This window comes from Olleya aquimaris (genome assembly GCF_003259525.1).
Classification (GTDB): domain Bacteria; phylum Bacteroidota; class Bacteroidia; order Flavobacteriales; family Flavobacteriaceae; genus Olleya; species Olleya aquimaris.
Genome location: NZ_QLLO01000003.1, coordinates 280,078 through 306,611 on the forward strand (window position 1 = coordinate 280,078; position 26,534 = coordinate 306,611).

At 31.6% G+C, this 26,534-nt stretch carries 30 protein-coding genes; 15 read left to right on the forward strand and 15 right to left on the reverse strand.

Going from position 1 to position 26,534, the window contains the following annotated elements; translation table 11 throughout:
- Positions 1–65 precede the first annotated feature (65 nt).
- Positions 66–2,012, reverse strand: coding sequence for an acetate--CoA ligase (gene acs, locus LY08_RS06155; RefSeq protein ID WP_111659570.1), 1,947 nt, complete (start codon positions 2,010–2,012; stop codon positions 66–68).
- A 421-nt stretch (positions 2,013–2,433) separates the two neighbouring features.
- Positions 2,434–3,819 carry an alanine/glycine:cation symporter family protein gene (locus LY08_RS06160; RefSeq protein ID WP_111659571.1) on the reverse strand — a complete coding sequence of 462 codons (1,386 nt, stop codon included), beginning with the start codon at positions 3,817–3,819 and terminating at the stop codon, positions 2,434–2,436.
- 60 nt (positions 3,820–3,879) lie between these two features.
- Between LY08_RS06160 and LY08_RS06165 the strand changes: the two genes are divergently transcribed.
- Positions 3,880–4,968 (forward strand): heparan-alpha-glucosaminide N-acetyltransferase domain-containing protein, encoded by a 1,089-nt coding sequence (locus LY08_RS06165; protein ID WP_111659572.1) that lies wholly within the window; start codon positions 3,880–3,882, stop codon positions 4,966–4,968.
- A 142-nt stretch (positions 4,969–5,110) separates the two neighbouring features.
- On the opposite strand, the gene LY08_RS06170 is transcribed toward LY08_RS06165, so the two are convergent.
- Together LY08_RS06170 and LY08_RS06175 are read right to left on the reverse strand one after the other, a co-directional pair.
- Positions 5,111–6,061, reverse strand: a complete 951-nt coding sequence (locus LY08_RS06170; RefSeq protein ID WP_111659573.1) for a phosphoribosylaminoimidazolesuccinocarboxamide synthase — start codon at positions 6,059–6,061, stop codon at positions 5,111–5,113.
- 81 nt (positions 6,062–6,142) lie between these two features.
- Positions 6,143–7,096, reverse strand: coding sequence for a PhoH family protein (locus LY08_RS06175; RefSeq protein WP_111659574.1), 954 nt, complete (start codon positions 7,094–7,096; stop codon positions 6,143–6,145).
- A gap of 120 nt (positions 7,097–7,216) precedes the next feature.
- On the opposite strand from LY08_RS06175, the gene LY08_RS06180 reads away from it, so the two are divergent.
- The 7 genes from LY08_RS06180 to LY08_RS06210 all read left to right on the forward strand — a co-directional run bounded on the left by LY08_RS06180 (position 7,217) and on the right by LY08_RS06210 (position 13,062).
- Positions 7,217–8,050 (forward strand): SAM hydrolase/SAM-dependent halogenase family protein, encoded by an 834-nt coding sequence (locus LY08_RS06180; RefSeq protein ID WP_111659575.1) that lies wholly within the window; start codon positions 7,217–7,219, stop codon positions 8,048–8,050.
- Positions 8,051–8,091: 41 nt separating this feature from the next.
- Positions 8,092–8,388, forward strand: a complete 297-nt coding sequence (locus tag LY08_RS06185) for a putative quinol monooxygenase (RefSeq protein ID WP_111659576.1) — start codon at positions 8,092–8,094, stop codon at positions 8,386–8,388.
- A gap of 77 nt (positions 8,389–8,465) precedes the next feature.
- Positions 8,466–9,179, forward strand: a complete 714-nt coding sequence (gene gldF, locus LY08_RS06190) for a gliding motility-associated ABC transporter permease subunit GldF (protein WP_111659577.1) — start codon at positions 8,466–8,468, stop codon at positions 9,177–9,179.
- A gap of 1 nt (position 9,180) precedes the next feature.
- Positions 9,181–9,666 carry a hypothetical protein gene (locus LY08_RS06195; RefSeq protein WP_111659578.1) on the forward strand — a complete coding sequence of 162 codons (486 nt, stop codon included), beginning with the start codon at positions 9,181–9,183 and terminating at the stop codon, positions 9,664–9,666.
- Positions 9,647–11,326: a gliding motility-associated ABC transporter substrate-binding protein GldG gene (gene gldG, locus LY08_RS06200; RefSeq protein WP_245907559.1), complete on the forward strand. Its 1,680-nt coding sequence runs from the start codon at positions 9,647–9,649 to the stop codon at positions 11,324–11,326. Before LY08_RS06195 ends, gldG begins: the two co-directional genes overlap by 20 nt.
- Before the next feature lie 84 nt (positions 11,327–11,410).
- The gene (dnaN, locus tag LY08_RS06205; RefSeq protein WP_111659579.1) at positions 11,411–12,529 is read left to right on the forward strand and encodes a DNA polymerase III subunit beta; all 1,119 of its coding nucleotides are present in this window, start codon (positions 11,411–11,413) and stop codon (positions 12,527–12,529) included.
- 155 nt (positions 12,530–12,684) lie between these two features.
- Positions 12,685–13,062: a lipocalin family protein gene (locus tag LY08_RS06210; RefSeq protein ID WP_111659580.1), complete on the forward strand. Its 378-nt coding sequence runs from the start codon at positions 12,685–12,687 to the stop codon at positions 13,060–13,062.
- Positions 13,063–13,129: 67 nt separating this feature from the next.
- Here the strand turns inward: LY08_RS06210 and LY08_RS06215 are convergent, their stop codons facing one another.
- From LY08_RS06215 to LY08_RS06260, 10 genes are all read right to left on the reverse strand, one after another.
- Positions 13,130–13,468, reverse strand: coding sequence for a DUF4870 domain-containing protein (locus tag LY08_RS06215; RefSeq protein ID WP_111659581.1), 339 nt, complete (start codon positions 13,466–13,468; stop codon positions 13,130–13,132).
- Positions 13,469–13,553: 85 nt separating this feature from the next.
- Complete coding sequence (locus LY08_RS06220; RefSeq protein WP_111659582.1) at positions 13,554–13,970, reverse strand: DUF6691 family protein; 417 nt, start codon at positions 13,968–13,970, stop codon at positions 13,554–13,556.
- Position 13,971: 1 nt separating this feature from the next.
- Complete coding sequence (locus LY08_RS06225; RefSeq protein ID WP_111659583.1) at positions 13,972–14,517, reverse strand: YeeE/YedE family protein; 546 nt, start codon at positions 14,515–14,517, stop codon at positions 13,972–13,974.
- Positions 14,518–14,842: 325 nt separating this feature from the next.
- A complete protein-coding gene (locus tag LY08_RS06230) occupies positions 14,843–15,445 on the reverse strand; it encodes a methyltransferase domain-containing protein (protein ID WP_111659584.1) in 603 nt (200 codons plus the stop codon).
- Positions 15,445–15,738 carry a thioredoxin gene (gene trxA / locus LY08_RS06235; RefSeq protein WP_111659585.1) on the reverse strand — a complete coding sequence of 98 codons (294 nt, stop codon included), beginning with the start codon at positions 15,736–15,738 and terminating at the stop codon, positions 15,445–15,447. Before trxA ends, LY08_RS06230 begins: the two co-directional genes overlap by 1 nt.
- An 8-nt stretch (positions 15,739–15,746) precedes the next feature.
- Positions 15,747–16,205: a c-type cytochrome gene (locus tag LY08_RS06240; protein WP_111659586.1), complete on the reverse strand. Its 459-nt coding sequence runs from the start codon at positions 16,203–16,205 to the stop codon at positions 15,747–15,749.
- 5 nt (positions 16,206–16,210) lie between these two features.
- Positions 16,211–16,480, reverse strand: a complete 270-nt coding sequence (locus LY08_RS06245; protein WP_111659587.1) for a heavy-metal-associated domain-containing protein — start codon at positions 16,478–16,480, stop codon at positions 16,211–16,213.
- A gap of 172 nt (positions 16,481–16,652) precedes the next feature.
- Positions 16,653–18,068, reverse strand: a complete 1,416-nt coding sequence (locus tag LY08_RS06250; protein WP_111659588.1) for an MBL fold metallo-hydrolase — start codon at positions 18,066–18,068, stop codon at positions 16,653–16,655.
- Between the two features lie 125 nt (positions 18,069–18,193).
- On the reverse strand, positions 18,194–18,991 hold the full coding sequence (locus LY08_RS06255) for a sulfite exporter TauE/SafE family protein (protein WP_111659589.1): 798 nt from the start codon (positions 18,989–18,991) through the stop codon (positions 18,194–18,196).
- Positions 18,992–19,057: 66 nt separating this feature from the next.
- A complete protein-coding gene (locus LY08_RS06260; RefSeq protein ID WP_111659590.1) occupies positions 19,058–19,690 on the reverse strand; it encodes a Crp/Fnr family transcriptional regulator in 633 nt (210 codons plus the stop codon).
- A 107-nt stretch (positions 19,691–19,797) separates the two neighbouring features.
- Between LY08_RS06260 and LY08_RS06265 the strand changes: the two genes are divergently transcribed.
- From LY08_RS06265 to LY08_RS06295, 7 genes are all read left to right on the forward strand, one after another.
- A complete protein-coding gene (locus LY08_RS06265; protein WP_111659591.1) occupies positions 19,798–20,457 on the forward strand; it encodes an HAD family hydrolase in 660 nt (219 codons plus the stop codon).
- 87 nt (positions 20,458–20,544) lie between these two features.
- Positions 20,545–21,909 carry an oxygen-independent coproporphyrinogen III oxidase gene (gene hemN / locus LY08_RS06270; RefSeq protein ID WP_111659592.1) on the forward strand — a complete coding sequence of 455 codons (1,365 nt, stop codon included), beginning with the start codon at positions 20,545–20,547 and terminating at the stop codon, positions 21,907–21,909.
- Positions 21,910–21,995: 86 nt separating this feature from the next.
- A complete protein-coding gene (locus LY08_RS06275; protein WP_111659593.1) occupies positions 21,996–22,832 on the forward strand; it encodes a universal stress protein in 837 nt (278 codons plus the stop codon).
- A 140-nt stretch (positions 22,833–22,972) separates the two neighbouring features.
- Entirely contained in the window at positions 22,973–23,821 is an 849-nt protein-coding gene (locus tag LY08_RS06280) for a universal stress protein (protein ID WP_111659594.1), read from the forward strand.
- Positions 23,818–24,258, forward strand: coding sequence for a hypothetical protein (locus LY08_RS06285; RefSeq protein WP_111659595.1), 441 nt, complete (start codon positions 23,818–23,820; stop codon positions 24,256–24,258). Before LY08_RS06280 ends, LY08_RS06285 begins: the two co-directional genes overlap by 4 nt.
- Positions 24,259–24,263: 5 nt before the next feature.
- Positions 24,264–24,899, forward strand: a complete 636-nt coding sequence (locus tag LY08_RS06290; protein WP_111659596.1) for a hypothetical protein — start codon at positions 24,264–24,266, stop codon at positions 24,897–24,899.
- Positions 24,900–24,903: 4 nt separating this feature from the next.
- Positions 24,904–25,629: a sulfite exporter TauE/SafE family protein gene (locus LY08_RS06295; RefSeq protein WP_111659597.1), complete on the forward strand. Its 726-nt coding sequence runs from the start codon at positions 24,904–24,906 to the stop codon at positions 25,627–25,629.
- Here the strand turns inward: LY08_RS06295 and LY08_RS06300 are convergent.
- Positions 25,626–26,459 carry a universal stress protein gene (locus LY08_RS06300; protein WP_111659598.1) on the reverse strand — a complete coding sequence of 278 codons (834 nt, stop codon included), beginning with the start codon at positions 26,457–26,459 and terminating at the stop codon, positions 25,626–25,628. The two genes, LY08_RS06295 and LY08_RS06300, sit on opposite strands and share 4 nt — an antisense overlap.
- Positions 26,460–26,534 lie beyond the last annotated feature (75 nt).

Genomic DNA, 26,534 nt, shown 5'->3' on the forward strand with positions numbered 1-26,534 from the left:
TAAAAAAGACAACCTAAACAGGTTGTCTTTTTTAATTGACTTAATATTATTAGTTTCTACTCAATTTATAGTACATTATCCATAATCTCTTGCACACATTCTGGATTAAGTAATGTACTGGTATCACCAAGGTTATCGGTTTCACTAGCTGCTATTTTACGTAAAATACGACGCATGATTTTTCCGCTTCGGGTTTTTGGTAATCCACTAGTAAACTGGATTTTATCCAACTTAGCAATAGGTCCTATTTGCTCTGTAATTAACTGGTTAATCTCCAAACGTAAAGCCTCTTGGTCACTAGTTGATCCAATATCTTTTAACGTGACAAAACCATACAGCGCATTCCCTTTAATGTCATGAGGAAAACCTACTATAGCGCTTTCTGCAACTATTGGATGCTCGTTAATAGCATCTTCTATTGGTGCAGTCCCTAAATTATGTCCAGAGACAATAATAACATCGTCCACACGACCAGTAATACGGTAATTACCAGATGCATCACGTAATGCACCATCGCCTGGAAAGTACTTGTTTTTATAGGCAGAAAAATAGACATTTTTATACCGTTGATGATCGCCATAAATAGTTCTAGCAATGGATGGCCAAGGAAATTGTATTGCTAAAATACCTTCTGCTGGATTCCCTTCAATTATAGTTCCATCTGTATCTAATAGTACTGGCTGAACACCAGGTAATGGTAAGGTTGCAAAGGTTGGTTTGTCTTTAGTCACACCTGCTAAAGAGGATATCATAATACCTCCTGTTTCGGTTTGCCACCATGTATCTACTATTGGGCATTTTCCTTTTCCGACGTAATCGTTATACCAATTCCATGCTTCTAGATTAATAGGCTCTCCTACTGTGCCTAATGTTTTTAAATGTTTCAGATTATAATTATCTGCATAATTAGTGTCCTGTTTTGCTAAGGCTCTAATAGCTGTTGGAGCAGTATAAAACTGATTGACTTTGTGTTTTTCACAAATGTCCCAAAAGCGACCATAATCAGGGTAACTTGGCACACCTTCAAACATTAATGTGGTTGCACCATTGGCTAATGGACCATACACAATATAACTATGACCTGTAATCCATCCAATATCTGCAGTACACCAATACACATCTTTTGGGCTAGATCGTGTATAATCTCTACCAAAATCGTTGGTTTTACTGCAACTATATTGAAATACATTTCTAAACGTATACGCTGTATAGACCATATATCCACCACAAGTATGTACCATACCTTTTGGTTTTCCTGTAGAACCAGAAGTATATAATATAAACAACATATCTTCTGCATCCATGATTTCTGCAGGACAATTATCGTCTACTGTCTTAAGTTGATCATGCCACCATACTTGGTTTTTTAATAAAGTCACATCATTATTAACACGCTTTAAAACAATGGTTGTTTGTATGGTTGGACAGGTTTCTAATGCTTGGTCTGCAATGTCTTTTAAAGGCGTTATTTTGGTGCCTCTAAAACCACCATCTGCGGTTAATAACACTTTACATGCTGCATCATTAATTCTTGCTGATAAAGCAGATGCAGAAAATCCTGCAAATACAACCGAATGAACTGCACCAATTCTGGCACAGGCTAAAACAGCAACAGTTAATTCTGGTACCATTGGCATGTAAATACACACACGATCGCCTTTTTTTACATTATTGGCTTTAAGCACGTTAGCAAACTTACAGACTTTGCTATGTAATGCTTTATAAGTGAAGTATTGCGCACCTTCATTAGGATCGTTAGGTTCAAAAATAAGTGCAGTTTCATTACCTCTATCTTTTAAATGTCGATCTAAACAGTTTTCTGTGATATTGAGTTTTCCATCTTTAAACCATGTGACTTCAGGTTTTGTAAAATCCCATTCTAAGACTTTAGACCACTTTTTTTTCCAAACAAAAGACTCTGCTATTTCTTCCCAAAAAGCTTCTGGGTTATCTATACTAGCTTGATAAGCTTTTTCATATTCTTTGTAAGAATTAATTTGAAATCTTTGCATCGGTTTATAAGTATTAAAAGTGAATTAAAAGTACTAAATATTATTAATATTTCTGATTATTTTACTTACTGTCACTAATTGGTTTTTATATATGTTAATACTTGGTATTTGTTTTAATCAAAACTGCACAGTAATTAATGAATTAAACAAAATATGAATCGAATATTAAACAATCCTAAAGTTAGCGATCCATCTAATTTAGCTTCTGTTCATTTTTCCTTGATGAAAAACGAACCAAAAAATCACTATCAAAATTAGGAAATTGCTAAAGCACCAGTCACTTTCGGAGCTACGTGCTTAATGCTACGCATTGCATCTCCACTCCTTCGTTCATTATTTCTGAATTTTGATGTTTTCCGACGGTGTCGGAATTTCAAGTCGCATTTGTATTCATCATTTAAAACACACAATAATTATTGTTTTAGCTATTGTTTTGTTTCATTCTTTTAAAATAGGCTTTAGCTTCTTTAACCACTTTTGGAGCTAAAATTAGCGTTGCCAACATGGTAGGAATTGCCATTAAAGCAAATACACCATCTATAAGGTTAATCATCATCTCAAATGGTGTGGTTGCTGCTAAAACAATACTGGTAATATATAAATACTTATAATAATGTTGGTTTTTTACTCCTACTAAAAACGACATACATTTAGTACCATAATAGGCATAAGAAAATAGCGAAGACACGCTGAATATAAAAACACAAATCATTAATAAATACTGTCCATACCCAGGAATGGCTTGCTGAAATGCAGATGCAGTTAGCGTCACTCCGTTGTCTGATGTGGTTTCCCAAACACCTGTCACTAAAATAGCCAAAGCGGTTAAAGTACATACAATTAATGTGTCAATAACTGGTCCCATCATTGCTACTAATCCTTCTCTAACAGGTTCGTTAGTTTTTGCTGCGCCATGCGCCAATGGTGCTGTACCTATACCTGCTTCGTTAGAAAACGCACCACGTCTAATACCTAAAATAATTAATGCGCCTAACATACCTCCAAAAACAGCATCGCCTTTTATGTAATTAGCTTCAAAAGCATCTGTAAATATTAAAGTGAAGTATTTTGGGATTTCGGTATAATTAATTCCTAAAATAATCAAGACTAAAATAAAATATAGAATCACCATTGAAGGTACCATTTTGGACGCAATGGTACTAATACGTTTTAATCCTCCAAGAATCACTATAGATGTAAAAACCACTAAAATAGCTGCCAATATAAGGTTTGAAGTAAAACTAACTTCCACACCATTTGGAATTAATATAATATCATTAATAGCTTGTTTTAATTGATTTACATTAACAACGGGAAGCGCTCCTAACATTCCAAAAAAGCTAAACATAACTGCTAAAAATTTCCAGTTTTTGCCTAAACCTTCTGTAATAAAATACATGGGACCACCTTGAATTTGACCTGCAGAATCCTTTCCACGATACATAATGGCTAAAGTTGATGTAAAAAACTTTGTTGCCATACCTACAATTGCACTTATCCACATCCAAAACATGGCTCCTGGCCCACCTACCGAAATAGCTAACGCGACACCTGCAATATTTCCCATACCAATGGTAGAAGATAATGCTGTAGTTAATGCTTTAAAATGACTAATTTCTCCTAAATCTGACGCATTATCGTACTTCCCTCTTAACACTTGAATGGCGTGTCCTAAATACCTAAAGGGTAAAAATTTAGAAAGTACCAACAAATAGGTACCTCCTCCAATTAATAATATTAATAAGGGTAAACCCCAAACAAATGAAGAAAACTGCTCTACTAAAGTATTTAATGTATCGTACACCATATAAAAATTTAAAGTTTAAATATAACCTATTATATTTACACCACTAACACGTAATACCATTTGAAACCAACACGTCTTTTTTTTCTGGATGCAGTCAGAGCATTTGCTATTTTAATGATGCTACAAGGTCATTTTATTGATACACTATTGCATCCTATTTACAGAGATAATTCTTATACTGCTTATACGATCTGGTCCTATTTTAGAGGGATTACTGCTCCTGTGTTTTTTACAATTACAGGTTTGGTTTTTGTGTATTTATTATTAAAATCTAAAGAAAAAGGTACAGACAACAAGCGCATAAAAAAAGGGTTAAATCGTGGTTTGCTACTTATTGGATTGGGTTATGCTTTGCGATTTTCTTTTATTAGTTTAATGTATGGAAAGGTAAACATGAACTTTTTACAAGTTGATGTGTTACAATGCATTGGATTGTCACTTATTCTATTAATTATACTGTATAGACTTAGTTTTAAAAACGAATGGCTTTTAGCAACCTTATTTTTAGTTATTGGTTTTACTGTATTTGTTACCGAACCCCTTTACAGAACACTAAAACTAGAAGCTGTGCCTGTGCTATTTTCTAATTATTTAAGTCTTGCAAATGGCTCTGTGTTTGCAATAATCCCTTGGTTTGGGTACGTGGCTTTTGGAGGGTTTACAGCAGTTTTATTTTCTAAGTTTGGACATAAAAACAATTATAAACCTTTTAAGATTATTAGTTTTTTAGTGATTGGTTTACTATTAATTTTTTATTCGTCGATAGCACTAAAAGTTTTAGATAATATGTTTAACATCCCTTTATTTACAAGAAGTGCAAATTATAATTATTTATTTAGCAGGCTAGGAAATGTGCTGGTTATATTTGGATTATTTTACGCTTTTGAAAGCTATTTAAAGCAAGCTCTTATCTCAAAAATTGGACAAAAAACTTTGTCAATTTACGTGATTCATTTTATGATTATTTACGGAAGTTTTACTGGATTAAGCTTAAAACAGTTTTTCTATAAAAGTTTAACACCAACCGAAGCTATTATAGGTGCTATTATATTTATGATAGTGGTTTGTCTAATTTCTTTTTACTATGTCAAAACCAATACCTTTATTTATAAGAAGATTCGAGGTTTGTATGAGAAGTTGAGAAGGTGAAATAAGTCCTGATTTGACTTTATTAAATAAATCAATTTACTACGTTTAACGACCGATATTAAACATTTGTACTCAACTTGCCAATGTATTGAAACGTTTTATAATGCATAAGTTAAACAACACTCTACAAAATTATCAAAATTTACCCTTTCAAATACTCCAAAACGTTTTCTTCAATACGCTTTTGAATATCACTTACATCAGCTTTTACGAATGGTTCTCCCATAATGTTTTCGTATAACTCAATATAACGCTCAGATACGGTTTCGATATATTCATCACTCATTTCTGGAACGGTTTGCCCTTCTAAGCCTTGAAAGTTGTTAGCTATTAACCACTGACGAACAAACTCTTTTGATAATTGCTTTTGTGCTTCGTTATTATCTTGACGGTCTTGGTAACCTTCTGCATAAAAGTAGCGCGAGGAGTCTGGTGTATGTATTTCGTCTATCAATACTATTTTTTCGTCTTTAGTTTTTCCAAATTCATATTTGGTATCTACTAAAATTAATCCTCTGGATGCAGCTATTTCTGTTCCACGTTGAAACAATTTACGTGTATAATCCTCTAAAATCAGGTAATCTTCTTCACTAACAATCCCTTTTTTTAAGATGTCTTCTCGCGAAATATCCTCGTCATGATCTCCCATTTCGGCTTTTGTAGCTGGAGTAATGATAGGCTCTGGAAACTTATCATTTTCCTTCATTCCTTCTGGCATCTCAACTCCACAAAGTAATCGTTTACCTGCTTTATACTCGCGTGCAGCATGACCTGACAAATACCCACGAATCACCATTTCGACTTTAAAAGGAGTACACAAATGTCCAACTGCAACATTAGGATCTGGAGTGGCTGTTAACCAATTTGGCACCAAATCTTCAGTAGCTTTCATCATGCTTGTGGCAATCTGATTAAGGATTTGTCCTTTGTAAGGGATTCCTTTTGGCATTACCACATCAAACGCACTAAGTCGATCTGTTGCAATCATGACCAGTTCTTCGTCATTGATATTATATACCTCTCTAACTTTTCCTTTGTAAACGCTTTTTTGGTTTGGGAAGTTGAAATTGGATGCTATTATTGTGTTACTCATTAGTTGATTTGTTTACACTTCGACAAGCTCAGTGTGACATTTAGTTATTATTTATACTGTCTACTGTGACTGCTTTATAGACTACTCCCTATTCTCAATATTTTTATAAGCTGCAATAATTTTCTTGACTAGTTTATGACGAATCACATCTTTATCATCAAGAAAAATCATACCTACACCTTCAACTCCTTTTAAAATAAGTAAAGCTTCTTTAAGTCCAGAAATGGTACGACGTGGTAAATCTATTTGACCAGGATCACCTGTTAATAAAAACTTAGCGCTTTTACCCATTCTGGTTAAAAACATCTTCATTTGCGCATGTGTGGTATTTTGTCCTTCGTCCAAAATCACAAACGCATGATCTAGCGTACGTCCACGCATAAAGGCTAAAGGTGCGATTTGTATGGTTCCGTTTTCGATATACTGTGCTAGTTTTTCCGCAGGAATCATATCGCGCAAGGCATCATATAACGGTTGCATGTAAGGGTCTAGTTTTTCTTTTAAATCGCCTGGAAGAAATCCTAAATTTTCGCCTGCTTCTACTGCTGGACGCGTTAAAATAATTCGTTTAACTTCTTTATTTTTTAGGGCTTGTACAGCTAATGCGACTCCTGTATAGGTTTTACCTGTTCCTGCAGGACCAATAGCAAAAACCATATCGTTTTTACGCATCAGCTCGACCATCTTACGTTGGTTGGCTGTTATGGCTTTAATTGGTTTACCGTTTGCACCATGGACTAAAACTTCTCCGCTTTTTTCAGAAGTTGTATAATCGTCACTACTTTGACTAGTTAATACGCGCTCTATGACGTTTTCGTCTAATTTATTGTACTTAGAAAAATGCTTAAGCAACATAGTCATGCGTCTATCAAACTCTTCAAGAAGCTCTTCGTCACCATAGGCTTTTACTTTGTTTCCTCTAGCAACTATTTTAAGTTTAGGGAAGTATTTTTTTAGTAGTGTAATGTTTTCGTTTCCGGTTCCAAAAAATTCTTTTGGAGAGATCTCTTCAAGTTCAATAATTATTTCGTTCAAAAGCGTTGCATTTATTAAATTAATCTGTACAATTTTATTAGTTTTGTTTTCGTGATGCTAACCTAACAAACTTACACAATTTTTATGTGTTTGTGGTTAAAAAAATATCAACAATAATACATGCCAATAATAACATTAACGACAGACTTTGGAGAGAAAGATCACTTTGCTGGCGCAATAAAAGGTGCTATTTACAGTGAATTGCCTGAGGTTAAAATTGTTGATATCTCGCATTCTATTTCTCCTTTTAATATTGCTGAGGCTGCTTATATTATTCAAAATGCTTACAGTAGTTTTCCTAAAGGAACCATTCATGTTATTGGTATAGACTCTGAAATCAACCCAGAAAACAAACATATTGCTGTAGAGTTGGACGATCACTATTTTGTGTGTGCCAATAATGGGATTATGAGTATGATTGCTAACGAGATTGCACCTTCTAAGCTGGTAGAAATTAATATCCATGATAAGATAGAAACAAGCTTTCCGGTGTTGGATGTGTTTGTAAAAGTAGCATGTCATATTGCACGTGGTGGTACCTTAGAAGTTATTGGTAAAGCTATTGATAAGATTAAACCCATAAAAAATTTGGTGCCTTACGTCAATGAAGAGCAAACCCAAATTATAGGCAGTATCATTTATATTGATAATTACGGAAATGTCGTGACCAACATTAGAAAAAACTTTTTCGAAAAGCTGCAAAAAGGTCGCAATTACGAGGTGTCTGCAAGAAATTACAAGTTTAAAAAAATACACAGTAAGTATAGTGATATTATAAATTTTGACATCCCAGAAGACAAGCGTAATGATGAAGGACGAGGGTTAGTGGTGTTTAATAGCTCTAATTGTTTAGAGATTGCCATTTATAAAAGTAACAACCAAACTGTTGGAAGCGCAAGTAGTTTGATGGGATTAGCGTTACGAGATACAGTGACAATTAATTTTTTAAAGTAATAAGATTTTCGCTTTCGCGGAAATTACAAAAGGGAGTATTTATGTTGGTAAGAATTGTAAAATTAAGTTTTGAAGACGCACATATTGACACCTTTTTGGCTAATTTTGAAACGGTAAAAGATAAAATTAGAAGCTTTGAAGGTAATCAATTACTAGAATTGTACAGAGACAAGCACAATAGCAATGTGTTTTTTACGTATAGCTATTGGAACAATGAAAGCGATTTAGAAAATTACCGAAACTCTAATTTATTTAAAAGTATTTGGGCTAAAACCAAACCTTTGTTTAATGCTAAACCTGAAGCTTGGAGTGTGGATAAATTGGCGATTTTAGATTGATGATTTACGATTGAAATATAATAGACTGTTTTGTAAACTTTAAATACTTTTAACTTTATAACTTTTAACTTAAATTAATGCTAGCCATACTTAAAAAAGAAATCAACTCCTTCTTCGCTTCACCAATAGGGTATTTAGTGATTGCCATATTCTTGCTATTAAATGGACTTTTTTTGTGGGTGTTTAAAGGCGAATTCAATATTTTAGATAATGGTTTTGCAGATGTATCGACGTTTTTTTTATTAGCACCTTGGATTTTAATATTCTTGATTCCAGCGGTAACTATGCGAAGTTTTAGTGACGAGAAAAAACAAGGGACTTTGGAGTTGTTACTTACCAAACCCATTAGCACCTTACAGTTAGTTTTAGGTAAATATTTTGGAGCATTTATATTAATCATTATAGCTTTAATACCAACATTACTTTATGTTTACACAGTATATCAATTAGGTAATCCTGTAGGTAATTTAGATTTTGGAAGTACTTTAGGATCGTATTTTGGGTTGTTATTTTTAGTAGCAGCCTACACCGCAATTGGTGTATTTGCATCAACAATTTCAGATAACCAAATAGTGGCTTTTATAATAGCTGTATTTTTATGCTTGTTCTTCTTTATAGGTTTTGAAGGTATTGCAGACGTAACATCTAGTAATTTTATCGATAATTTAGGAATGAATGCTCACTACAAAAGTATGAGTCGTGGTGTGTTAGACACCAGAGATATTATTTATTTTTTAAGTGTCGCTGTATTGTTTATAGCGTTAACTAAATTCAACATCAAAAAACAATAAAATGGTTATTACAACTGGTTTAGTCCTATCGTTTATTGTTGTTTTTATATTAGCTTGGTTGTTTATAAAAACCATAGGTAATAACAAATGGTTAAGCTTATTGGTTAGTATTATTGCTACCCCTCTACTCTATTTTTGGATGTTTTATCCCATGTTAAATATTTTTACAAGCTATCATCATCAAAAGTATTTTAATGCAGAAGATTGGCAGGAGTTTCCGGAGTTACGTTATGAAATGGTAGACCAAATAAAACAACAAAATCAACTTATTGGTAAAACAAAACAAGAGGTTGAAGCTGAGCTGGGAGAACCAGAATGGTTTGGTTGGGACGAAACAATTAAAGCCAATTCTAATGACCTATGGAACTATAATTTAGGCTTTAAACCTGGTGCATTTAATAACCAACAAGAGTGTTTAGAATTACAATTTAAAAACGATACAGTAGCAGCATTAAAAACCTATCAACTTGAGAAAAAATTTGAATAATACCATCAAACATATAGGCTTATTAATTATTGGGTTACTCCTTATAAACATACTTTCAAACAAGGTGTATAAACGTTTTGATTTGACGTTAGACCAGCGTTTTACACTTAATCCATCTGCTTTGGATATTATAAAAAAAGTGGATTCACCTGTAATTATTGATGTGTTTTTGGAGGGTGACGATTTTCCGTCTGAATTCAGAAAGTTAAAAACCGAAACTAAACAATTACTTGAAGAATTTTCGGCTTACAATAGCAACATAAGTTTCAACTTTATAAATCCTATTGAAGATGATGCGACACGAGATCAAAATATTCAGCAATTAAATGCACGTGGATTAACACCTATGCAACTAACTGTTAAAGAAAATGGTAAATCTAGTCAAGCAGTTATTTTTCCTTGGGCTTTAGCAAGTTATAATAATGCAACTGTTAAAATTCCTCTAGTAAAAAATACAATTGGAGCTACACAACAACAATTAGTTACTAATTCTGTACAACATCTAGAATATGCATTTGCAGATGGTTTAAGCAAATTAGTTAACCCTAAACGACGCAAAATAGCAGTGTTAAAAGGTAATGGACAGCTAGAAAACAGATATATAGCAGATTATATAAAAACCCTAAAGGATTACTATTTTATTGCACCTTTTACTTTAGATAGTGTGTCTAAAGATGCTGAAAATACCTTGCAAAAACTGAAAGGCTACGATTTAATTATCAACGCAAAACCAACAGTAGCGTTTACAGAAGAAGAAAAATACATTTTAGACCAATACACCATGAATGGTGGAAAAAGCCTATGGTTACTTGAAAAAGTGGCTATGAGCAAAGATAGTTTGTACAACGATTTAGGTAAAAACGTAGCTGTACCAATGGATTTAAATTTAACCGATTTTTTCTTTAAATACGGTGTACGTATCAATCCGTTAATTGTTAGCTCTATGTACTCTGCGCCTATTACCTTAGCGTCTGGAGAAGGTAGTAATAGCCAATTTCAGAGTTACCCTTGGACCTATTCACCATTAGCAAAAGGCAACTCTAACCATCCTATAGTCAACAATTTAGACTTTTTAAAGTTTGACTTTTCCAACCCAATCGATACATTAAAAAATGGGACGACTAAAACCATCTTATTACAAACTGCGCCATTAACTAAATTAGAAGGCACACCAAGAGAGATAAGCTTGGATATGGTTAACGACCAACTAGACCCAAAATCATTTAATAAAGGTCCGCAAACACTAGCAGTATTATTAGAAAACACCTTTACTTCTGTCTATAAAAATAGGGTTAAACCTGTTGCCATTTCAGACAATAAAGATGAAAGTGTGCCAACTAAAATGGTGGTCGTATCTGATGGCGATGTTATTAAAAATGAAGTGGGTAGAAATGGTGTGGAAGAGTTGGGATTTGACAAATACACTGGACAAACATTTGGTAACAAAGAATTTTTAGTAAATGTGGCTAATTTCCTTTTAGACGATACTGGACTTATAAACATTCGATCTAAAGAAATAGCAGTTGCCTTTTTAAATCCAGAAAAAATAACCGAAGAAAAAACAAAGTGGCAACTCATAAATATCTTACTACCATTGCTTTTACTGGGTGTTTTTGGTTTTGCTTTTAACTACTTTAGAAAGAAAAAATACGCCAAGTAAGTGTTAATAAGTTTGTTTCCAATTTAAAGACATTAACAATATATTTGTAATACGAATATTAACAGAACATAACGCAAATAAATAATGAAATTTATTGTATCAAGTACCTATTTACTAAAACAATTACAAGTTTTAGGAGGTGTTATAAACAGCTCGAATACACTACCAATTTTAGATAATTTTTTATTCGAAATCAATCAAAATAAATTAACAGTTTCTGCAAGCGATTTAGAAACCACGATGTCTGCAGTTTTAGATGTAGAAAGTGATAACGAAGGTAGTGTTGCTATTCCTGCACGTTTATTGTTAGATACTTTAAAAACTTTTCCAGAGCAACCCTTAACTTTTGTTATAGAAGACAATAATACAGTTGAAATTAGCTCTAACCATGGTAAATATGCTTTAGCTTATGCAGACGGGAACGAGTTCCCAAAATCGGTAAGCTTAGAAGATCCAAGCAGCACTAAAATGCCTGGACATATCTTAGCAACTGCAATAAACAAAACCATCTTTGCAGCAGGAAATGACGATTTAAGACCAGTAATGAGTGGTGTGTTTTTTCAATTTTCTACAGAAGGGTTAACCTTTGTAGCAACAGATGCACACAAGCTAGTAAAATACGGTCGTGAGGATGTGAAAGCGTCTCAAGTAGCCGAGTTTATTATGCCAAAAAAACCTTTAAATCTTTTAAAAGGAATTTTAGCAGCAAGCGAAGAAGAAGTGACTATTGAATATAACGATTCAAATGCAAAATTCACTTTTGAAAACACAGTGTTAATCTGTCGTTTAATTGATGGGAAATACCCTAATTACGAAGCAGTAATCCCAAAAGAGAATCCAAATAAATTAACTATAGACAGAACACAGTTTTTAAACTCTGTACGTCGTGTTAGTATTTTCTCTAACAAAACAACGCATCAAATTAGATTAAAAATAGCTGGTGCAGAATTAAACATTTCTGCAGAAGATATTGACTACTCTAACAAAGCAGAAGAGCGTTTAACTTGTGATTACCAAGGAGATGATATGCAGATAGGCTTTAACTCTCGTTTTTTAACAGAGATGTTAAACAACTTAAATTCTAATGAGGTACAATTAGAATTAAGTATGCCTAACAGAGCAGGTATTTTAACACCTATTGACGATTTAGATGAAGGCGAAACTGTAACCATGTTAGTGATGCCAGTTATGCTAAACAGTTAAATTTTATTATAATTATCATAAAAAAAGCAATTCTAAAGAATTGCTTTTTTTGTTTGTAGTAAAATCATATTAACTTTTCTTACATTTGCAAGACACATGGTTCTTAATAGTTCCCTAAATTTTAAATTATTAAGAATGTATAATTAATTCATATTATGACTAATAGTATCAGACTAGTTTTAGTTTGTTTTCTTTTTTTTACTCAATTATCGTGTACCAACGATGATGTTTCAATCCCAACCAAAGAAGCTCATCCCATAGTTGGAGAATGGTTAAGAAGTGATTTTACAGCAGTACCTTTAAATGAATTTAGACTTATTTTTTTAGATAATAACGAAGGATTTAGAATATTTTTAGTCTCTACAAACAATGGTGATATAGGTACAACTACAGATTTTAATTGGAGTGTGGACAACAACACCTTAACTATTACAGAAATAGAAAACGAAACCATAGTCACCTCATTTGATTTTACATCAACAGGCAATTTAGTACTACCAGAATATTCCGAACTAGAGTTTATTAGACAATAATCTTAATATTTAAATTAAAAAACGCAACCCAATGGGTTGCGTTTTTGTCTTTATCCACTTAATATAACTAACTAATAAAATTAAAAGATAAAGGGTAATTTGGGTTTTCGCCATTACTAACTTTAATAGCGTTAATAATTGGATATATAATTGAAACTAGCCCTAAGACTAACCATCCTAAAAGCCCTAATCCAAATAACAAAATTAATGGTACACATATTATGTATAGTACAACTAAACTCAATTGGAAGTTTACTATGGTTTTACCATGAACATCCATTTGGTAAACTTTGTTCTTTTGGGTTAACCAAATAATTAACGGAAGGATTAAACTTCCAAACCCTAAAATTAAAGTCACTAGCTGACTTAAATGGGTTAATACTAATAATTGTCTGTCTTCTTTCATAACGATTTGATTTGATGATTGATATAAACCAACAGATTGGCTTACATAAATAAGACGTCAAATCATCAAAAATGTTACAAAAAAATTAGTGAGGTAATTTACTTTTTAAAACACCGTAAACAAAAGTCCCTAAGATTGCTCCTAGCAATAATATAAAAATACTGATGTAACCTGTACCCAATAAGGCATACATTGGACCTGGACAGGCACCAGCTAAAGCCCAACCAAAACCAAAGATAATTCCTCCAACAAAGTAATTGGTAAATCCTTTATCTTTATCCTTAACCTGTATAGGTTTTCCATTAAAAGTCTTTATTTCTTTCTGTTTAATTAATTGCACTAAAGCAATTCCAACAATAACAGCAGAACCAATAACGCCATACATATGGAAGCTTTTAAATTGAAACATTTCAAAAATTCTAAACCACGAAGCAACTTCAGAAATTATTAAAAGGATTCCAAAAACAAATCCAACACTAAAAAAAGCTATATATTTTTTCATCTTAAAAAATTAAAGGGAATATTAAATGAACCATGACTAAACCTCCAATAAAAAAACCAATTACTGAAAATAATGACGGTCTTTGTAAATTACTTAGTCCCATAATGGCATGACCAGAAGTACATCCTCCAGCATAACGTGCACCAAAACCAACTAAAAAACCTGCTATTAATATAATAGCAAAACCTTTAACAGTTAATAGTTGATCCAAACTAAATAGTTCTGCTGGGAAATAAGAAGAATTGACACTGTCAAATCCATAGGCGTTTAACTGATTAACAACGTCTTCGTTTATCTGAGGTGGATCTACTTTTAGCACTTGGAAGGCAAATATCCCTCCAGAAATTACGCCTAAAAGCACAACCAAACTCCAAATATTATCTCTCCAGTTTGTACAAAAGAAACTAGAGAATCGACCAGCTCCAGACATAGAGCATATGGTTCTTAAATTTGAAGACATTCCAAATGTTTTACCTAATCTTAAAAGTAAAAACATAATTATTGCTATTAAAGGTCCAGCAATAAACCAAGGTAAGGGATTGAGCATAATTTTTTTTTGACAAAGAAATGGATTTTTGTCAACATAAAAAGTAACTAAAGTTACATAGTAGCTAGTTACTTATTAAACAATTGATTTTTAATTATTTATTTGATTTCTTTTTATCACTATTAGTCATAAAATTAATTAAAATAGCTACAAGAGCTACACAAACTAATCCAAAAATAGCAATCATAATGACGCCATTATTCCAATTATATAAGGCAAAAGTTTTCAATATCATATCTAATAATTAATGATTAAATTCAATTGTAAAACTAGTAAAGGGAAGTATTAATTATTATGACAATTGTCATTAATTCAAAAAATAAGTTTAAAACACGGTCTTAGAAATTTTCTTTTTTTGAATAATAAAAAATAATTCTTTTCCTTGCCTAGGTTTAATAGAATTATAAGCTTGTTCCATAATGTTAATTTTAAAATAAGGTTTAAAATATTCAAGGTATTCTGCTTTACAACCTCCAAAAGGAGGATGTGTGTCGTTTAAAGGTGCATCAAATAGTAAACCAGTTACTTTACCTTTATCTTGTAACAATTCAGATGCTTTTGCAGCATAAGCTGGACGTAAATTAGGGTCTAAAGCACAAAAAAAAGTTTGCTCGATAATTAAATCGAAACTCATATCTAAATCAAAAAAATCGCTTTTAACAAGATGTGACTTTGGAAAAGAAGGAACTCTTGCATTAAAATTATTTAAAGCTGTTTTTGACACATCCACAACATACACATTATTAAAACCATTATTGTGTAAATATTCGGCTTCATAGCTGTTACCACCTCCAGGAATTAGAATGTTAAAGTTCTTATTTGTTAACTGATCAAAATAGGCTTTTAATGGTGGTGAGATTTTCCCTAAATCCCATCCAATATCATTGGATTGGTATCTGTTATCCCAGAAGTCTTCATTTAAATCCATCAATTTGATTTTATAATATTAATAATATCATTTTTTTGAAGCACACCAGATTGTCTCCACACTTGTTTTCCGTTTTTAAACAAAATCATGGTTGGTACACCTCTAACTTGATATTTTGAAGCTAAAGCTTGATTTTTATCAACATCAATTTTAATGATTGAAACACCTTCACCTAAATCGTCTTTTACCTCTTTTAATATTGGACTCAATGTTTTACAAGGTCCACACCAAGTGGCAAAAAAGTCTACTAAAACAGGAATATCTTTATTAATAATTTCTGAAAATTTGCTCATATTCAAATTTACATTTTTTTATGCTTCCCTTTTTCTTCTTTAAAATGCTCTTCAAACCATTCTGGTTGGTCAATATCATGTTCAAACATATAATCAGCTATTTGCTTTATTGTTTCTTCAGGAAATGATTGCTTAGGCATAACTCCAAAACGTTTTACAGCTCCATACATTTTAGCATCGTCTACATTAGGATTTTTTATCCAATTTTGCATAGATGTAATAAATTGCTCTTTTGTTGTGTCATCATTTAAATAATGCTTTTTTACTGCTATCATTGGTGGCCCAAGCCTATTGTCATGATCAGCTGATGGACTATGACAGATATAACAGTGAGTTTCCATTAATTTTTTTCCTGGATGATTGTTAGCTTCCATTTGTTTTTCGAAAGCAGAAAACTCTTTATTTTTAGAATTGTTGCAATTGAATAGAAAAACAGAAAGCATTCCTAGTACTATTAATTTTTTCATATTATTTATTTTAAAAATTTGCCTTTTGCACAACTTGCAAAAGACTTCGCTTTTGAAGTCAATGAATTTGTATCATCAATTGAAGGATAGCCTAAAGATTTAAGTGCGTCTTTTACTGTAAAAGCATCAGTTTCATTTATATAACTAAATGATACTTTACTGTCTTCTTCATCTACATTAATATTAGTAATGTTTTTAATTTCTGATAACTTTGTAGTTATGGTATGCGCACAACCACCACATTTTAAGTTTTGAATTATTATTGAGGTTTTCATGTGTGTATTATTTTAATTTTGGATAAAAACTATTCTTTTTTAGTCTCCTTTCATATTTAAACTATATCCTATAAAATTAATAAATAAAACACTATTTATCAGTAACTTTTGTTACACAAAAAGCGCGTATTACATTACTGCAATACGCGCTTTTTACTAACTAAAATTTATATTATTTTAAAGTCGAAGGACAAACATAGTCCGTTCTTGGTATATCTGTTTTCTTAATAGCACCATAACCACCAGCTACATCAATTAGGTTATGGATTCCTCTACTTTTTAATATCGACGCTGCAATTACAGATCTGTAACCTCCTGCACAATGGATGTAAAACGGTTTATCTTCTGGAAACTCGCTTAAATGGTCATTGATATTATCTAATGACGTATGGTTTGCACCATCTACATGTTCTGATGAAAACTCGCCATCTTTTCTAACATCAAAAATAACGTCCTTATTTTCTGGATAGCGTTTAGCAAATTCTTCTGCAGAAATTGAAGTTAATGTATCGTATTCTAATCCTGCATTTTTCCATGCCTCAAAGCTACCTTCTAAATACCCAACAACATTATCAAAACCTACACGAGATAAACGTGTAATTACTTCTTCTTCTCTACCATCTGGCGCAACTAAAAGTATAGGCTGACTCACATCTGCAATTAATGCACCTACCCAAGGAGCAAATCCACCATCGATACCAATAAATATAGATCTAGGAATATGTCCTTTTATAAACTCTGATTGATGACGTACGTCTAAAACAATAGCATCTGTTTCGTTTGCAACAGCTTCAAAAGCTTGTGGTGATAAAGGCTTTTGTGATATCTTCATGACTTTATCTAAACTTTCATACCCTTTAATATTCATCATAACATTTTGAGGAAAATAAGCTGGTGGTTCAGATAAACCGTCTAACAATTCGGCTATAAATTCTTCTTTAGTCATGTCTGCACGTAAGGCATAGTTTGTTTTCTTCTGGTTACCCAACGTATCTGTAGTCTCCTTACTCATGTTTTTACCACATGCAGAACCTGCACCATGTGCTGGATACACAATAATATCATCTGGAAGTGTCATTATTTTATTACGTAGCGAATCAAACAAATAACCTGCTAATTTCTCTTTTGTTAAATCTGAAGCTACTTTTTGTGCTAAATCTGGACGTCCAACATCGCCAATAAATAAGGTATCTCCTGTAACTATACCGTGTTCTTTACCGTTTTCATCTATTAAAAGATAGGTGGTACTTTCCATGGTATGTCCTGGTGTATGGATGACTTTAATTTTGTAGTCACCCACTGTAAACACTTGATTATCTTCTGCTATAAGTGCTTTATAATTTGGATTAGCGGTAGGTCCAAAAACTATTTGAGCACCTGTTTTGTTTTGTAAATCTAAATGACCAGAAACAAAATCTGCATGAAAATGAGTTTCAAAAATATATTTGATTGTTGCATTATCAGATTTTGCTTTTTCTATATAAGGTTGAACTTCTCTTAATGGATCTATAATTGCTGCTTCGCCTTTACTTTCAATGTAATAGGCAGCTTGCGCTAAACATCCTGTGTATATTTGTTGTATATTCATTTTTAATAAATTTTTAATTGTTTTTAAAATGTATTCGCCTTTGGGCTAGACTAATACTTGTATTATTTTCTATTCAAAAATAGTACGAAAATTATTTTTTTGCAGTAACAAAAGTTACATAGTTGTTAAGTTAATTCTTTAAATATTATGTAAATACCCATAATAAAAACAAACCAACCAAATCCTTTTTTTAATTTTTTACCTTCAATAAAATTGGATAAATATATTCCCAAAAATATACCAACCACTGATACTGCTGTAAAGCTTAACAAAAATAACCAATCTATTTCTAAATTTTCGACATCACCTATAAATCCTATTAACGACTTAATAGCTATTATTAATAATGAGGTGGCAACTGCTTTTTTCATTGGTAACTTTGCCAACAACACTAATGCTGGAATGATTAAAAAACCACCTCCTGCTCCAACTATTCCTGTTAAAACTCCAACAACAATACCTTCAATAATTATTAATGGATAGTTGTATTTTACTGTAGACTCTGCATCACTAGTGTTGGAATTATTTTTAATCATAAAAATAGAAGCAACCAACATAACTAAAGCAAAAAACAGCATGATTGCTATGTTTTTGGTTACTAAAAAACCTCCTAAACTGAAAAGCTTTTCAGGTATTGCAGGTACCATATATTTTCTGGTAGAATACACCGCAATAAATGCAGGTATAGCAAAAACAATAGCAGTTTTAAAGTCGACTAAACCTTTTTGTATATTTTGAATAGCACCAACTAATGCAGACACACCAACAACAAATAAAGAATAAGCAGTTGCTGTTACTGGATTTACAAATAATAAATACACTAATATAGGAACAGTTAATATTGATCCTCCACCTCCAATAAGACCTAAAACAACACCTATTAGAAGTGCTCCAAAATACCCAAATACCTGTAGTATATCCATAACTTAAATTTCAGTTTACAAAACTAGTATTTAATGGCGTTTTGATGCGTAACAAAAGTTACATTACTACAAATCTATAACTTTAATATTATTGCGATGTAACTCTATTTTACCATCAATCTCTAGGGTTTTTAGTAATCTAGATATAACCACTCTTGATGTATGTAAATCTCTTGCAATTTCTTGATGAGTGACGTGTATTAAATCATTATGATTAACCATTGCTTTATCTTTTAGGTATTTAAACAAACGCTCGTCCATTTTTAAAAAGGCAATGGTATCTATAGCTTCTAAAAGTTCTGTCATACGGTTGTGATAACTTTGTAATACAAATTGCTGCCATGATTTGTATTTACCTAGCCATTCTTCCATTTTAGATACTGGAATCATAATTAATTTGGTATCTGTTTCGGCTACAGCTCTAATTTCACTTTTAGAATTTCCTAAACAACAAGATAAAGTCATAGCACACGTATCACCTTGTTCTATGAAGTATAAAATAAGTTCGTCTCCTTCATCATCTTCTCTCAATATTTTAATAGCACCACTAACTAATAAAGGCATAGACTTGATGTAATCCCCTATTTCTATAAGCTTTAAGCCTTCAGGTATATCTCTGTATGTTCCTACATTATTAATTTCTTGAAGTAATTCATCTTCAAACAAATAGCCATAATGTTGTTGTAATTCTTGATACATTTTTTACTTTTTAATAAGGTAAAGTTATGTAATTAACTTAAATGTAACTTGTGATACTGAAGAAATTATAGATTGCTTTAATATCTTCGTAAAAAATTAATTACGTAATGGTTAAAGCAATTTTATTTGATATGGATGGTGTTATTGTAGATACGGAACCACTACACCACAAAGCTTATTATAACATGTTTAGTGATTTTAACATCACTGTTAATGAAGATTTATATCAAAGTTTTACAGGTCAATCCACAAAAAATATTTGTAAAAAACTTGTCAATCACTTTAAACTAGATCATACAGCTTTAGAACTAGAGTTGTGTAAACGCAACCATTTTAATGGGTTATTTAATCATGACGAGAGCTTAACATTGCTGGATGGTGTTTTAGATATTATACAAGATTATTACAATAATGGTCTAACTTTAGTATTAGCCTCTTCTGCCTCTATGGGAACCATTAACAAAGTCTTTACACGTTTTAATTTAGACCAATATTTTAAAGCAAAAATTAGTGGTGCAGATTTAAAAGCTTCTAAACCACATCCCGAAATTTTTGAAAAAGCAGCTCAATTAGCAGGTTTCTCACAACAAGAGTGTATTGTTATCGAGGATTCTACAAACGGAATACTTGCAGCTAAAGCAGCAGGCAGTTTTTGTATTGGTTATGATAGTTTACATTCTAAAAATCAGGATTATTCTAAAGCCGATTTAGTGATCTCGGATTTTAAAGCAATTAATTACGACACCATCAAAGCAATTTTAGACTAGCCAACTATTATTGCTGCTTTTATGACATCTATCATATTTTAAAATTAATTTCTCAGCTAACTTTGACTTATCAAAAAAAGTTAAAGTATGTGCTTTTCTTTAGTAAATAAATATAACGTCGCTGGTCCAAGGTATACCAGCTATCCTACTGTTCCGTATTGGAATGAGGCTCTATTTTCTATCAAACAATGGAAACAAACATTAATTCAAGCATTTAATGAGAGTAATACATCTGAAGGTATTAGCCTATATATTCATCTTCCTTTCTGCGAAAGTTTGTGCACCTTTTGTGGGTGCAATAAACGCATCACTAAACGTCATGAGGTAGAAACTCCTTACATTAAAGCGGTTTTAAAAGAATGGTCTTTGTATTGCAAATTATTTGATCAAAAACCAATGATTAAAGAGTTGCATTTAGGAGGTGGAACACCCACCTTTTTTTCTCCTGAAAATTTAACTCTTTTAATACACGGAATAAAACAAAAAGCCACTTTAGCAGATGATTATGAATTTAGTTTTGAAGGTCATCCAAACAATACTACCAAAACGCATTTACAAACTCTTTTTGATTTAGGGTTTAAGCGTGTTAGTTTTGGAGTGCAAGATTACAATCCTATTGTACAGAAAGCCATCCATAGATTACAACCTTTTGAAAACGTTAAGCGTGTCACAGAACAAGCCAGATCCATTGGATATACCTCTATTGGTCATGATATAATTTTTGGTTTACCGTTTCAAACGGAAGCGCACGTTGAAGAAACTATAAAAAAAACAAAGCAACTTTTACCAGATCGTATTGCATTTTATAGCTATGCACATGTCCCTTGGATAAAAGGTAATGGTCAACGAGGGTTTAAAGACAGTGATTTACCTGCACCAAGTATTAAACAAAACCAGTACCAATTAGGTAAAACATTATTAGCAGAAGCAGGATACCATGATATTGGTATGGACCATTTTGCTTTAAAAACAGATGCGCTTTATACAGCCAGTAAATCTGAAACGATGCATCGTAACTTTATGGGTTATACCGCCTCTAAAACTAAAGCTATGATTGGCTTAGGTGTGTCTTCTATAAGCGACAGTTGGTATGCATTTGCACAAAATGTTAAAACATTGGAAGATTACTATCAATTATTAGATAATAATACAATCCCTGTTTTTAGAGGACATATATTGTCTAAAGAAGACTTAATTATAAGGCAACATATTTTAAATCTCATGTGTCATTTTAAAACTAGCTGGATGGCAAACGGATTATATTTTGAAGATGTACCCGAAGTAATTTTGAAGCTTCAAGAAATGCAAAATGATGGGTTACTAAAAATAGAATTAAATCAAATTTTTATTACAGAAAAAGGCAAACCATTTGTTAGAAATATATGTATGGCTTTTGACCTGCTATTACAACGTAACAAACCTGAAACACAACTGTTTTCGATGACAATTTAAACTGTTAATTAATCTATAAATGACAAATCATTCTACTAAATGATTGTTATTTTTATACTAAATCCATAACCCTTAAAACCCTAAAGATGAAAAAAATAATCGTACCAGTAGATTTCTCAGAACATTCAAATTATGCATTAGAATCTGCAGCTATTTTAGCAAAAAAATATAATGCAGACATATTAGCATTACACATGTTAGAAATCTCCGAAACCATATTAACCAAAGGTGAAACAGATTTACAAGCTGAAACTATTTTCTTTATGAAATTAGCCGAAAAACGCTTTAGTGAATTCTTACAACAAGACTATTTAGAAGGTGTAAATGTTACTCCCATTGTAAAACATTTTAAAGTGTTTAGTGAGGTCAATGATGTAGCACAACAGCATAACGCAGACTTAATAGTTATGGGATCTCATGGTAGTAGTGGTTTAAAAGAAATTTTTGTTGGTTCTAACACAGAAAAAGTAGTGAGGCATGCAGAAATACCTGTATTAGTGGTTAAAAATAAACCTACAAATCTTAGTTTTGATAATGTGGTTTTTGCATCAGATTTTTCAGAAAACGCAGTAACACCCTATTTAAATGCTAGTAAATTATTTGAAAAATTAGGCTCTAACTTGCATTTAATTTATATCAATACACCTGGTGATAATTTTAGCAGCTCGTCAGAAATGGAACAAACTGTTGCTGATTTTTTACAAAAAGCAGATGGTAACTTAGATAAGTTGTCGGAAGTAAAATTTATCTCTGACTATACTGTAGAAAAGGGTGTGTTAAATTATGCTAATGTATCTGGTGCAGATGCTATAGCAGTAGCAACTCATGGTCGTACTGGATTTGCTCATTTTTTATCTGGAAGCATTTCGGAAGATATTGCAAATCACGCATCATTACCTGTAGTAACATTTAGAAAAAAATAAATCTTAAATTTTAGTTAGTTGATAAAACCTATCATAATGAGCAATCATTGTGGTAGGTTTTTCTTTTTAAAACCTAATAATTATCATGTTTTTTCTACTGGTTTACTAGTAACTTTAGGTAATTATTAAACGTAGTAGTAATGAAACATATATTAATACCAACAGATTTTTCCGATAATGCTTGGAGTGCTTTGGTATATGCTGTAAAGCTTTTTAAAAATGATGTTTGTAAATTTTATTTACTACATACAGAGCCTTTAGCACCTTCCTCTTTATCAGCTTTATCAGATGTTTACATAAAAAGCATCATGAAACAAAGTAACGCGCAGTTAGAAGAGTTAAAACAGCAAATTATGGTTAGTGATGCTAATGCCAATCATACGTTTCAGACTGATATTAAATTTTCAACTCTTAATCAAGCAGTTAAAAGTTGTATTGATGACTACCCAATAGATTTAATTATTATGGGAACTAAAGGTAAAACCAAAAATAAATCAATGTTTTTAGGAAGCAACACCGTTAGTTTAGTAGATAAGAATAAAAAATGTCCAGTATTAATTGTTCCTGATGAGTATGATTATAAACCAATCAAACAAATAGTATTCTCAACAGATTTAAACAGATTTTATAATGATAAAGAACTTAAAACTATAAACAATTTTGCTTTTGATAATAATGCAGTTTTAAGAGTTATAAATATTCAAACAGACAAACCATTAACAGACCTTCAACAATACAATTTAACGGTTTTAAAAAAGAGTTTTGAAGGTTTTGAAACACATTACCACTCGGTACCAAATTATGCAAAAAAAGCTGAAATCATTAATACATTTATTGATGATTTAGAAATAGACTTGTTAGTTATGGTTAATTATAAGCATAGCATTTTTGAACGCTATTTTAACGAACCTATTATTAAAAAAATAGGATTTGAACCACATGTCCCTTTTTTAGTAATTCCTGATAACAATAAAAACTCAACAACATGAAAACACATAAACAAGAAAAAATTACAGAATGGTATAGTGCAGATCGTATGCATGAAATGTCAAAAAATTGGTTGTCTGATCTAAATTTTATTAAAGACGAACAACTGTTTTTAGAAGATTTAATAACCAATTACACGCAAAAAATTATTGATAGTGATGCTTTAGACAGAGCACAAAATGTAGCAACAGCATTACAAAGAACCAAACGAGGCAATCAAAAACTTTTAACTGCTTTAAAAAGACACGAAAACGAGTTACAAATTATGGTAGATGGTAAGGATGAGCTTGAAAAGGAAAACAAGTACAAAGCAGAACATCAAGAATTTACCAAAACCATAAGCTCATTTTATTTTGATTATAAAGCAGTAAAATTTGAGATTTTTGAGTTAGTTAAACAATTAATGAAAACAGATAAAGAAGAACATTTATTAAAATAAAATGTATGAAAAATTTAATCTATCCTTTCTTAATTCTACTATTTTATAGTTGTGATAGTACACAATTAAAAGACCGTTGGATAAGTCCAGAAGCCGATAATTACACGCTAGAGAAGGTGTTTATTATTGGTTTAACAGACCATTTAGAAGCAAAAGAAAAATTTGAAAAAAAATTACAAAGTCAATTTGCTATTAGAGGTATTGAAGCCACAACTAGTTTAAACATCTTAGAGACAGACGTTCTATTAAAAAAAAGAACTGAAGAAGATTTAAACCTATTGGAAGAAAAACTTCTTAAAGAAGGCTATAATGCTATAATATTTAGCAAAGTTGTTGGGATAAAAAATAAAATAAAATACAAAGAAGACTATTCTGACCTTGACAACAATCATAAACGGTTTAATGATGACTATTTAATGTATCAAGATCAATTTTTTAATCCTGATGCTTACAAAGAATATCAAGTTTATAATGCAGAAACCTCTATATATTGCATTTGTCCTACTAAAGAGCGTACTTTAATCTGGAAAGGGTACATAGACATTATTGATCCAGAAAATATAAACGAAACGGTTAATGACTATTCAAAATTACTTATTCTGGTATTGGAAGAGGACGGAATCATACCATTAAAAGAATAAAAATATGCTATCTAAATACTTTGGTGTTTTTATATTCTTAGTCTTACTAGCAGAAATATTGGGCACTGTTGGTGGATTTGGATCGTCTGTTTTTTTTGTACCTGTTGCTAACTTCTTTTTCGATTTTCAAAGTGTATTAGGTATTACTGCGCTTTTTCACCTTTCTAGTAATATTATTAAAATTGGCTTTTTTAGAAAAGGTATTGACAAACGTGTGGTTTTATATTTAGGTATACCTGCTATAATTTTTGTGTCATTAGGTGCTTATTTAAGTCAGTTTTTTGACCCAAAAATTCTGACTTATTTTTTAGGTGGATTTTTAATTATTTTAAGCTTAGTCTTTTTAATTTTTAGACAACTAAAAATTAAAGACAAAAATAGTAACGCAGTTATTGGTGGAGCATTATCAGGTCTAAGTGCTGGGTTATTGGGTACTGGTGGAGCTATAAGAGGCATTACTTTGTCTGCCTTTAAAATGAATAAAGAAAAGTTTATTGCCACCTCAGCAGTTATAGATTTAGGGGTAGATTTTAGTAGATCTATTGTCTATTATCAAAACGGATACATTCACAAACATGATTTATACTTGATCCCTATCTTAATCATAGTAAGCATTGTTGGTACTTACATAGGGAAGAAAATATTGAATAAAATCTCTCAAGACCAATTTAGAAACTTTGTTTTAATACTTATTCTTTTAATAGGCATTGCAAGTATCATCTCCACTTAATCATGTAAAATAAATAAAGGAATTGATGCAATTTTACTGTGCTTAGTTATTGGAGAGCCAGAAAATAAACGCTCCAAAAAGCTTGTTTTTTGGATGATAAACACTTCAAAATCTATTGCATGAGTTTGCACATAGGTATCTACTACATGATGCATTGGCACATTAGTTATGTTATGATAATCATAATCTGAAGCTTTAAATAATGATTTTAATGCTTTGGCATCTTTTGCTGTAATCGAATTATTTTCAGCAGATTCTGTAATTCTCAAAATATGGTATTTAGCATCTTTTTTATCCACTAATTCCAAAATGACTTGTAGTCTTTTGCTATTTAATTCATCGTTTTCGTCTAAAGGAATTAATACCTCTTTAGGCTTAGCAAAATTATAATCCTTAGGAATAATAAGTGTTGGGCAATTTACTTTTCTAATGACGTTTAACGTATTACTACCAAACACTACCTCATCTGCTCCAGTAACACCATTGGTACCCATAACTATTAAATCTATAGTTTGAAGCTCTACTAACTGATTAATAGCGTCTGTAAACACATCATAATCTATATGAATAGAGAATGTGTGATTGTTGTTTTTATAGTTGTTTTGAAGCGTTGCCATTAAATCTTCTAAATCTTCTTTAGGAGATTTTACTATTGAAGCATACAAATTGTCGTTACCTGTGGTCATTAAATCTGCAGAAGTAAATGTTGATGCTTTATGCACATAAACCAAATGACATTTTAAAGTTTGAGCCTCTAATAGCTGTAAAGCATAGTGTATTGCATTTTTAGAACTTTCTGAAAAATCGGTAAGTAATAATATGTTTTTCATTTAAATAAGAATAAAATTTTATGTCAATAGCTTTTTCTAATTTACGACTTTAAGTCGAAATTAGATGGCGAACAA

Bases quoted from the DNA above. Each gene is read 5' to 3' on its own strand.
- LY08_RS06255 (WP_111659589.1), bottom strand. From the start codon at position 18,991: ATGGATATACTACAGGTATTTGGGTATTTTGGAGCACTTCTAATAGGT.
- hemN (WP_111659592.1), top strand. From the start codon at position 20,545: ATGTGCTTTTCTTTAGTAAATAAATATAACGTCGCTGGTCCAAGGTAT.
- LY08_RS06225 (WP_111659583.1), bottom strand. From the start codon at position 14,517: ATGCTCAATCCCTTACCTTGGTTTATTGCTGGACCTTTAATAGCAATA.
- LY08_RS06210 (WP_111659580.1), top strand. From the start codon at position 12,685: ATGACTAATAGTATCAGACTAGTTTTAGTTTGTTTTCTTTTTTTTACT.
- LY08_RS06195 (WP_111659578.1), top strand. From the start codon at position 9,181: ATGGTTATTACAACTGGTTTAGTCCTATCGTTTATTGTTGTTTTTATA.
- LY08_RS06230 (WP_111659584.1), bottom strand. From the start codon at position 15,445: ATGGATTTAAATGAAGACTTCTGGGATAACAGATACCAATCCAATGAT.
- LY08_RS06250 (WP_111659588.1), bottom strand. From the start codon at position 18,068: ATGAATATACAACAAATATACACAGGATGTTTAGCGCAAGCTGCCTAT.
- LY08_RS06260 (WP_111659590.1), bottom strand. From the start codon at position 19,690: ATGTATCAAGAATTACAACAACATTATGGCTATTTGTTTGAAGATGAA.
- LY08_RS06170 (WP_111659573.1), bottom strand. From the start codon at position 6,061: ATGAGTAACACAATAATAGCATCCAATTTCAACTTCCCAAACCAAAAA.
- trxA (WP_111659585.1), bottom strand. From the start codon at position 15,738: ATGAGCAAATTTTCAGAAATTATTAATAAAGATATTCCTGTTTTAGTA.
- LY08_RS06160 (WP_111659571.1), bottom strand. From the start codon at position 3,819: ATGGTGTACGATACATTAAATACTTTAGTAGAGCAGTTTTCTTCATTT.
- LY08_RS06180 (WP_111659575.1), top strand. From the start codon at position 7,217: ATGCCAATAATAACATTAACGACAGACTTTGGAGAGAAAGATCACTTT.
- LY08_RS06240 (WP_111659586.1), bottom strand. From the start codon at position 16,205: ATGAAAAAATTAATAGTACTAGGAATGCTTTCTGTTTTTCTATTCAAT.
- acs (WP_111659570.1), bottom strand. From the start codon at position 2,012: ATGCAAAGATTTCAAATTAATTCTTACAAAGAATATGAAAAAGCTTAT.
- LY08_RS06275 (WP_111659593.1), top strand. From the start codon at position 21,996: ATGAAAAAAATAATCGTACCAGTAGATTTCTCAGAACATTCAAATTAT.
- LY08_RS06280 (WP_111659594.1), top strand. From the start codon at position 22,973: ATGAAACATATATTAATACCAACAGATTTTTCCGATAATGCTTGGAGT.
- LY08_RS06300 (WP_111659598.1), bottom strand. From the start codon at position 26,459: ATGAAAAACATATTATTACTTACCGATTTTTCAGAAAGTTCTAAAAAT.
- LY08_RS06220 (WP_111659582.1), bottom strand. From the start codon at position 13,970: ATGAAAAAATATATAGCTTTTTTTAGTGTTGGATTTGTTTTTGGAATC.
- LY08_RS06185 (WP_111659576.1), top strand. From the start codon at position 8,092: ATGTTGGTAAGAATTGTAAAATTAAGTTTTGAAGACGCACATATTGAC.
- dnaN (WP_111659579.1), top strand. From the start codon at position 11,411: ATGAAATTTATTGTATCAAGTACCTATTTACTAAAACAATTACAAGTT.
- LY08_RS06295 (WP_111659597.1), top strand. From the start codon at position 24,904: ATGCTATCTAAATACTTTGGTGTTTTTATATTCTTAGTCTTACTAGCA.
- LY08_RS06215 (WP_111659581.1), bottom strand. From the start codon at position 13,468: ATGAAAGAAGACAGACAATTATTAGTATTAACCCATTTAAGTCAGCTA.
- LY08_RS06265 (WP_111659591.1), top strand. From the start codon at position 19,798: ATGGTTAAAGCAATTTTATTTGATATGGATGGTGTTATTGTAGATACG.
- LY08_RS06285 (WP_111659595.1), top strand. From the start codon at position 23,818: ATGAAAACACATAAACAAGAAAAAATTACAGAATGGTATAGTGCAGAT.
- LY08_RS06245 (WP_111659587.1), bottom strand. From the start codon at position 16,480: ATGAAAACCTCAATAATAATTCAAAACTTAAAATGTGGTGGTTGTGCG.
- LY08_RS06290 (WP_111659596.1), top strand. From the start codon at position 24,264: ATGAAAAATTTAATCTATCCTTTCTTAATTCTACTATTTTATAGTTGT.
- gldF (WP_111659577.1), top strand. From the start codon at position 8,466: ATGCTAGCCATACTTAAAAAAGAAATCAACTCCTTCTTCGCTTCACCA.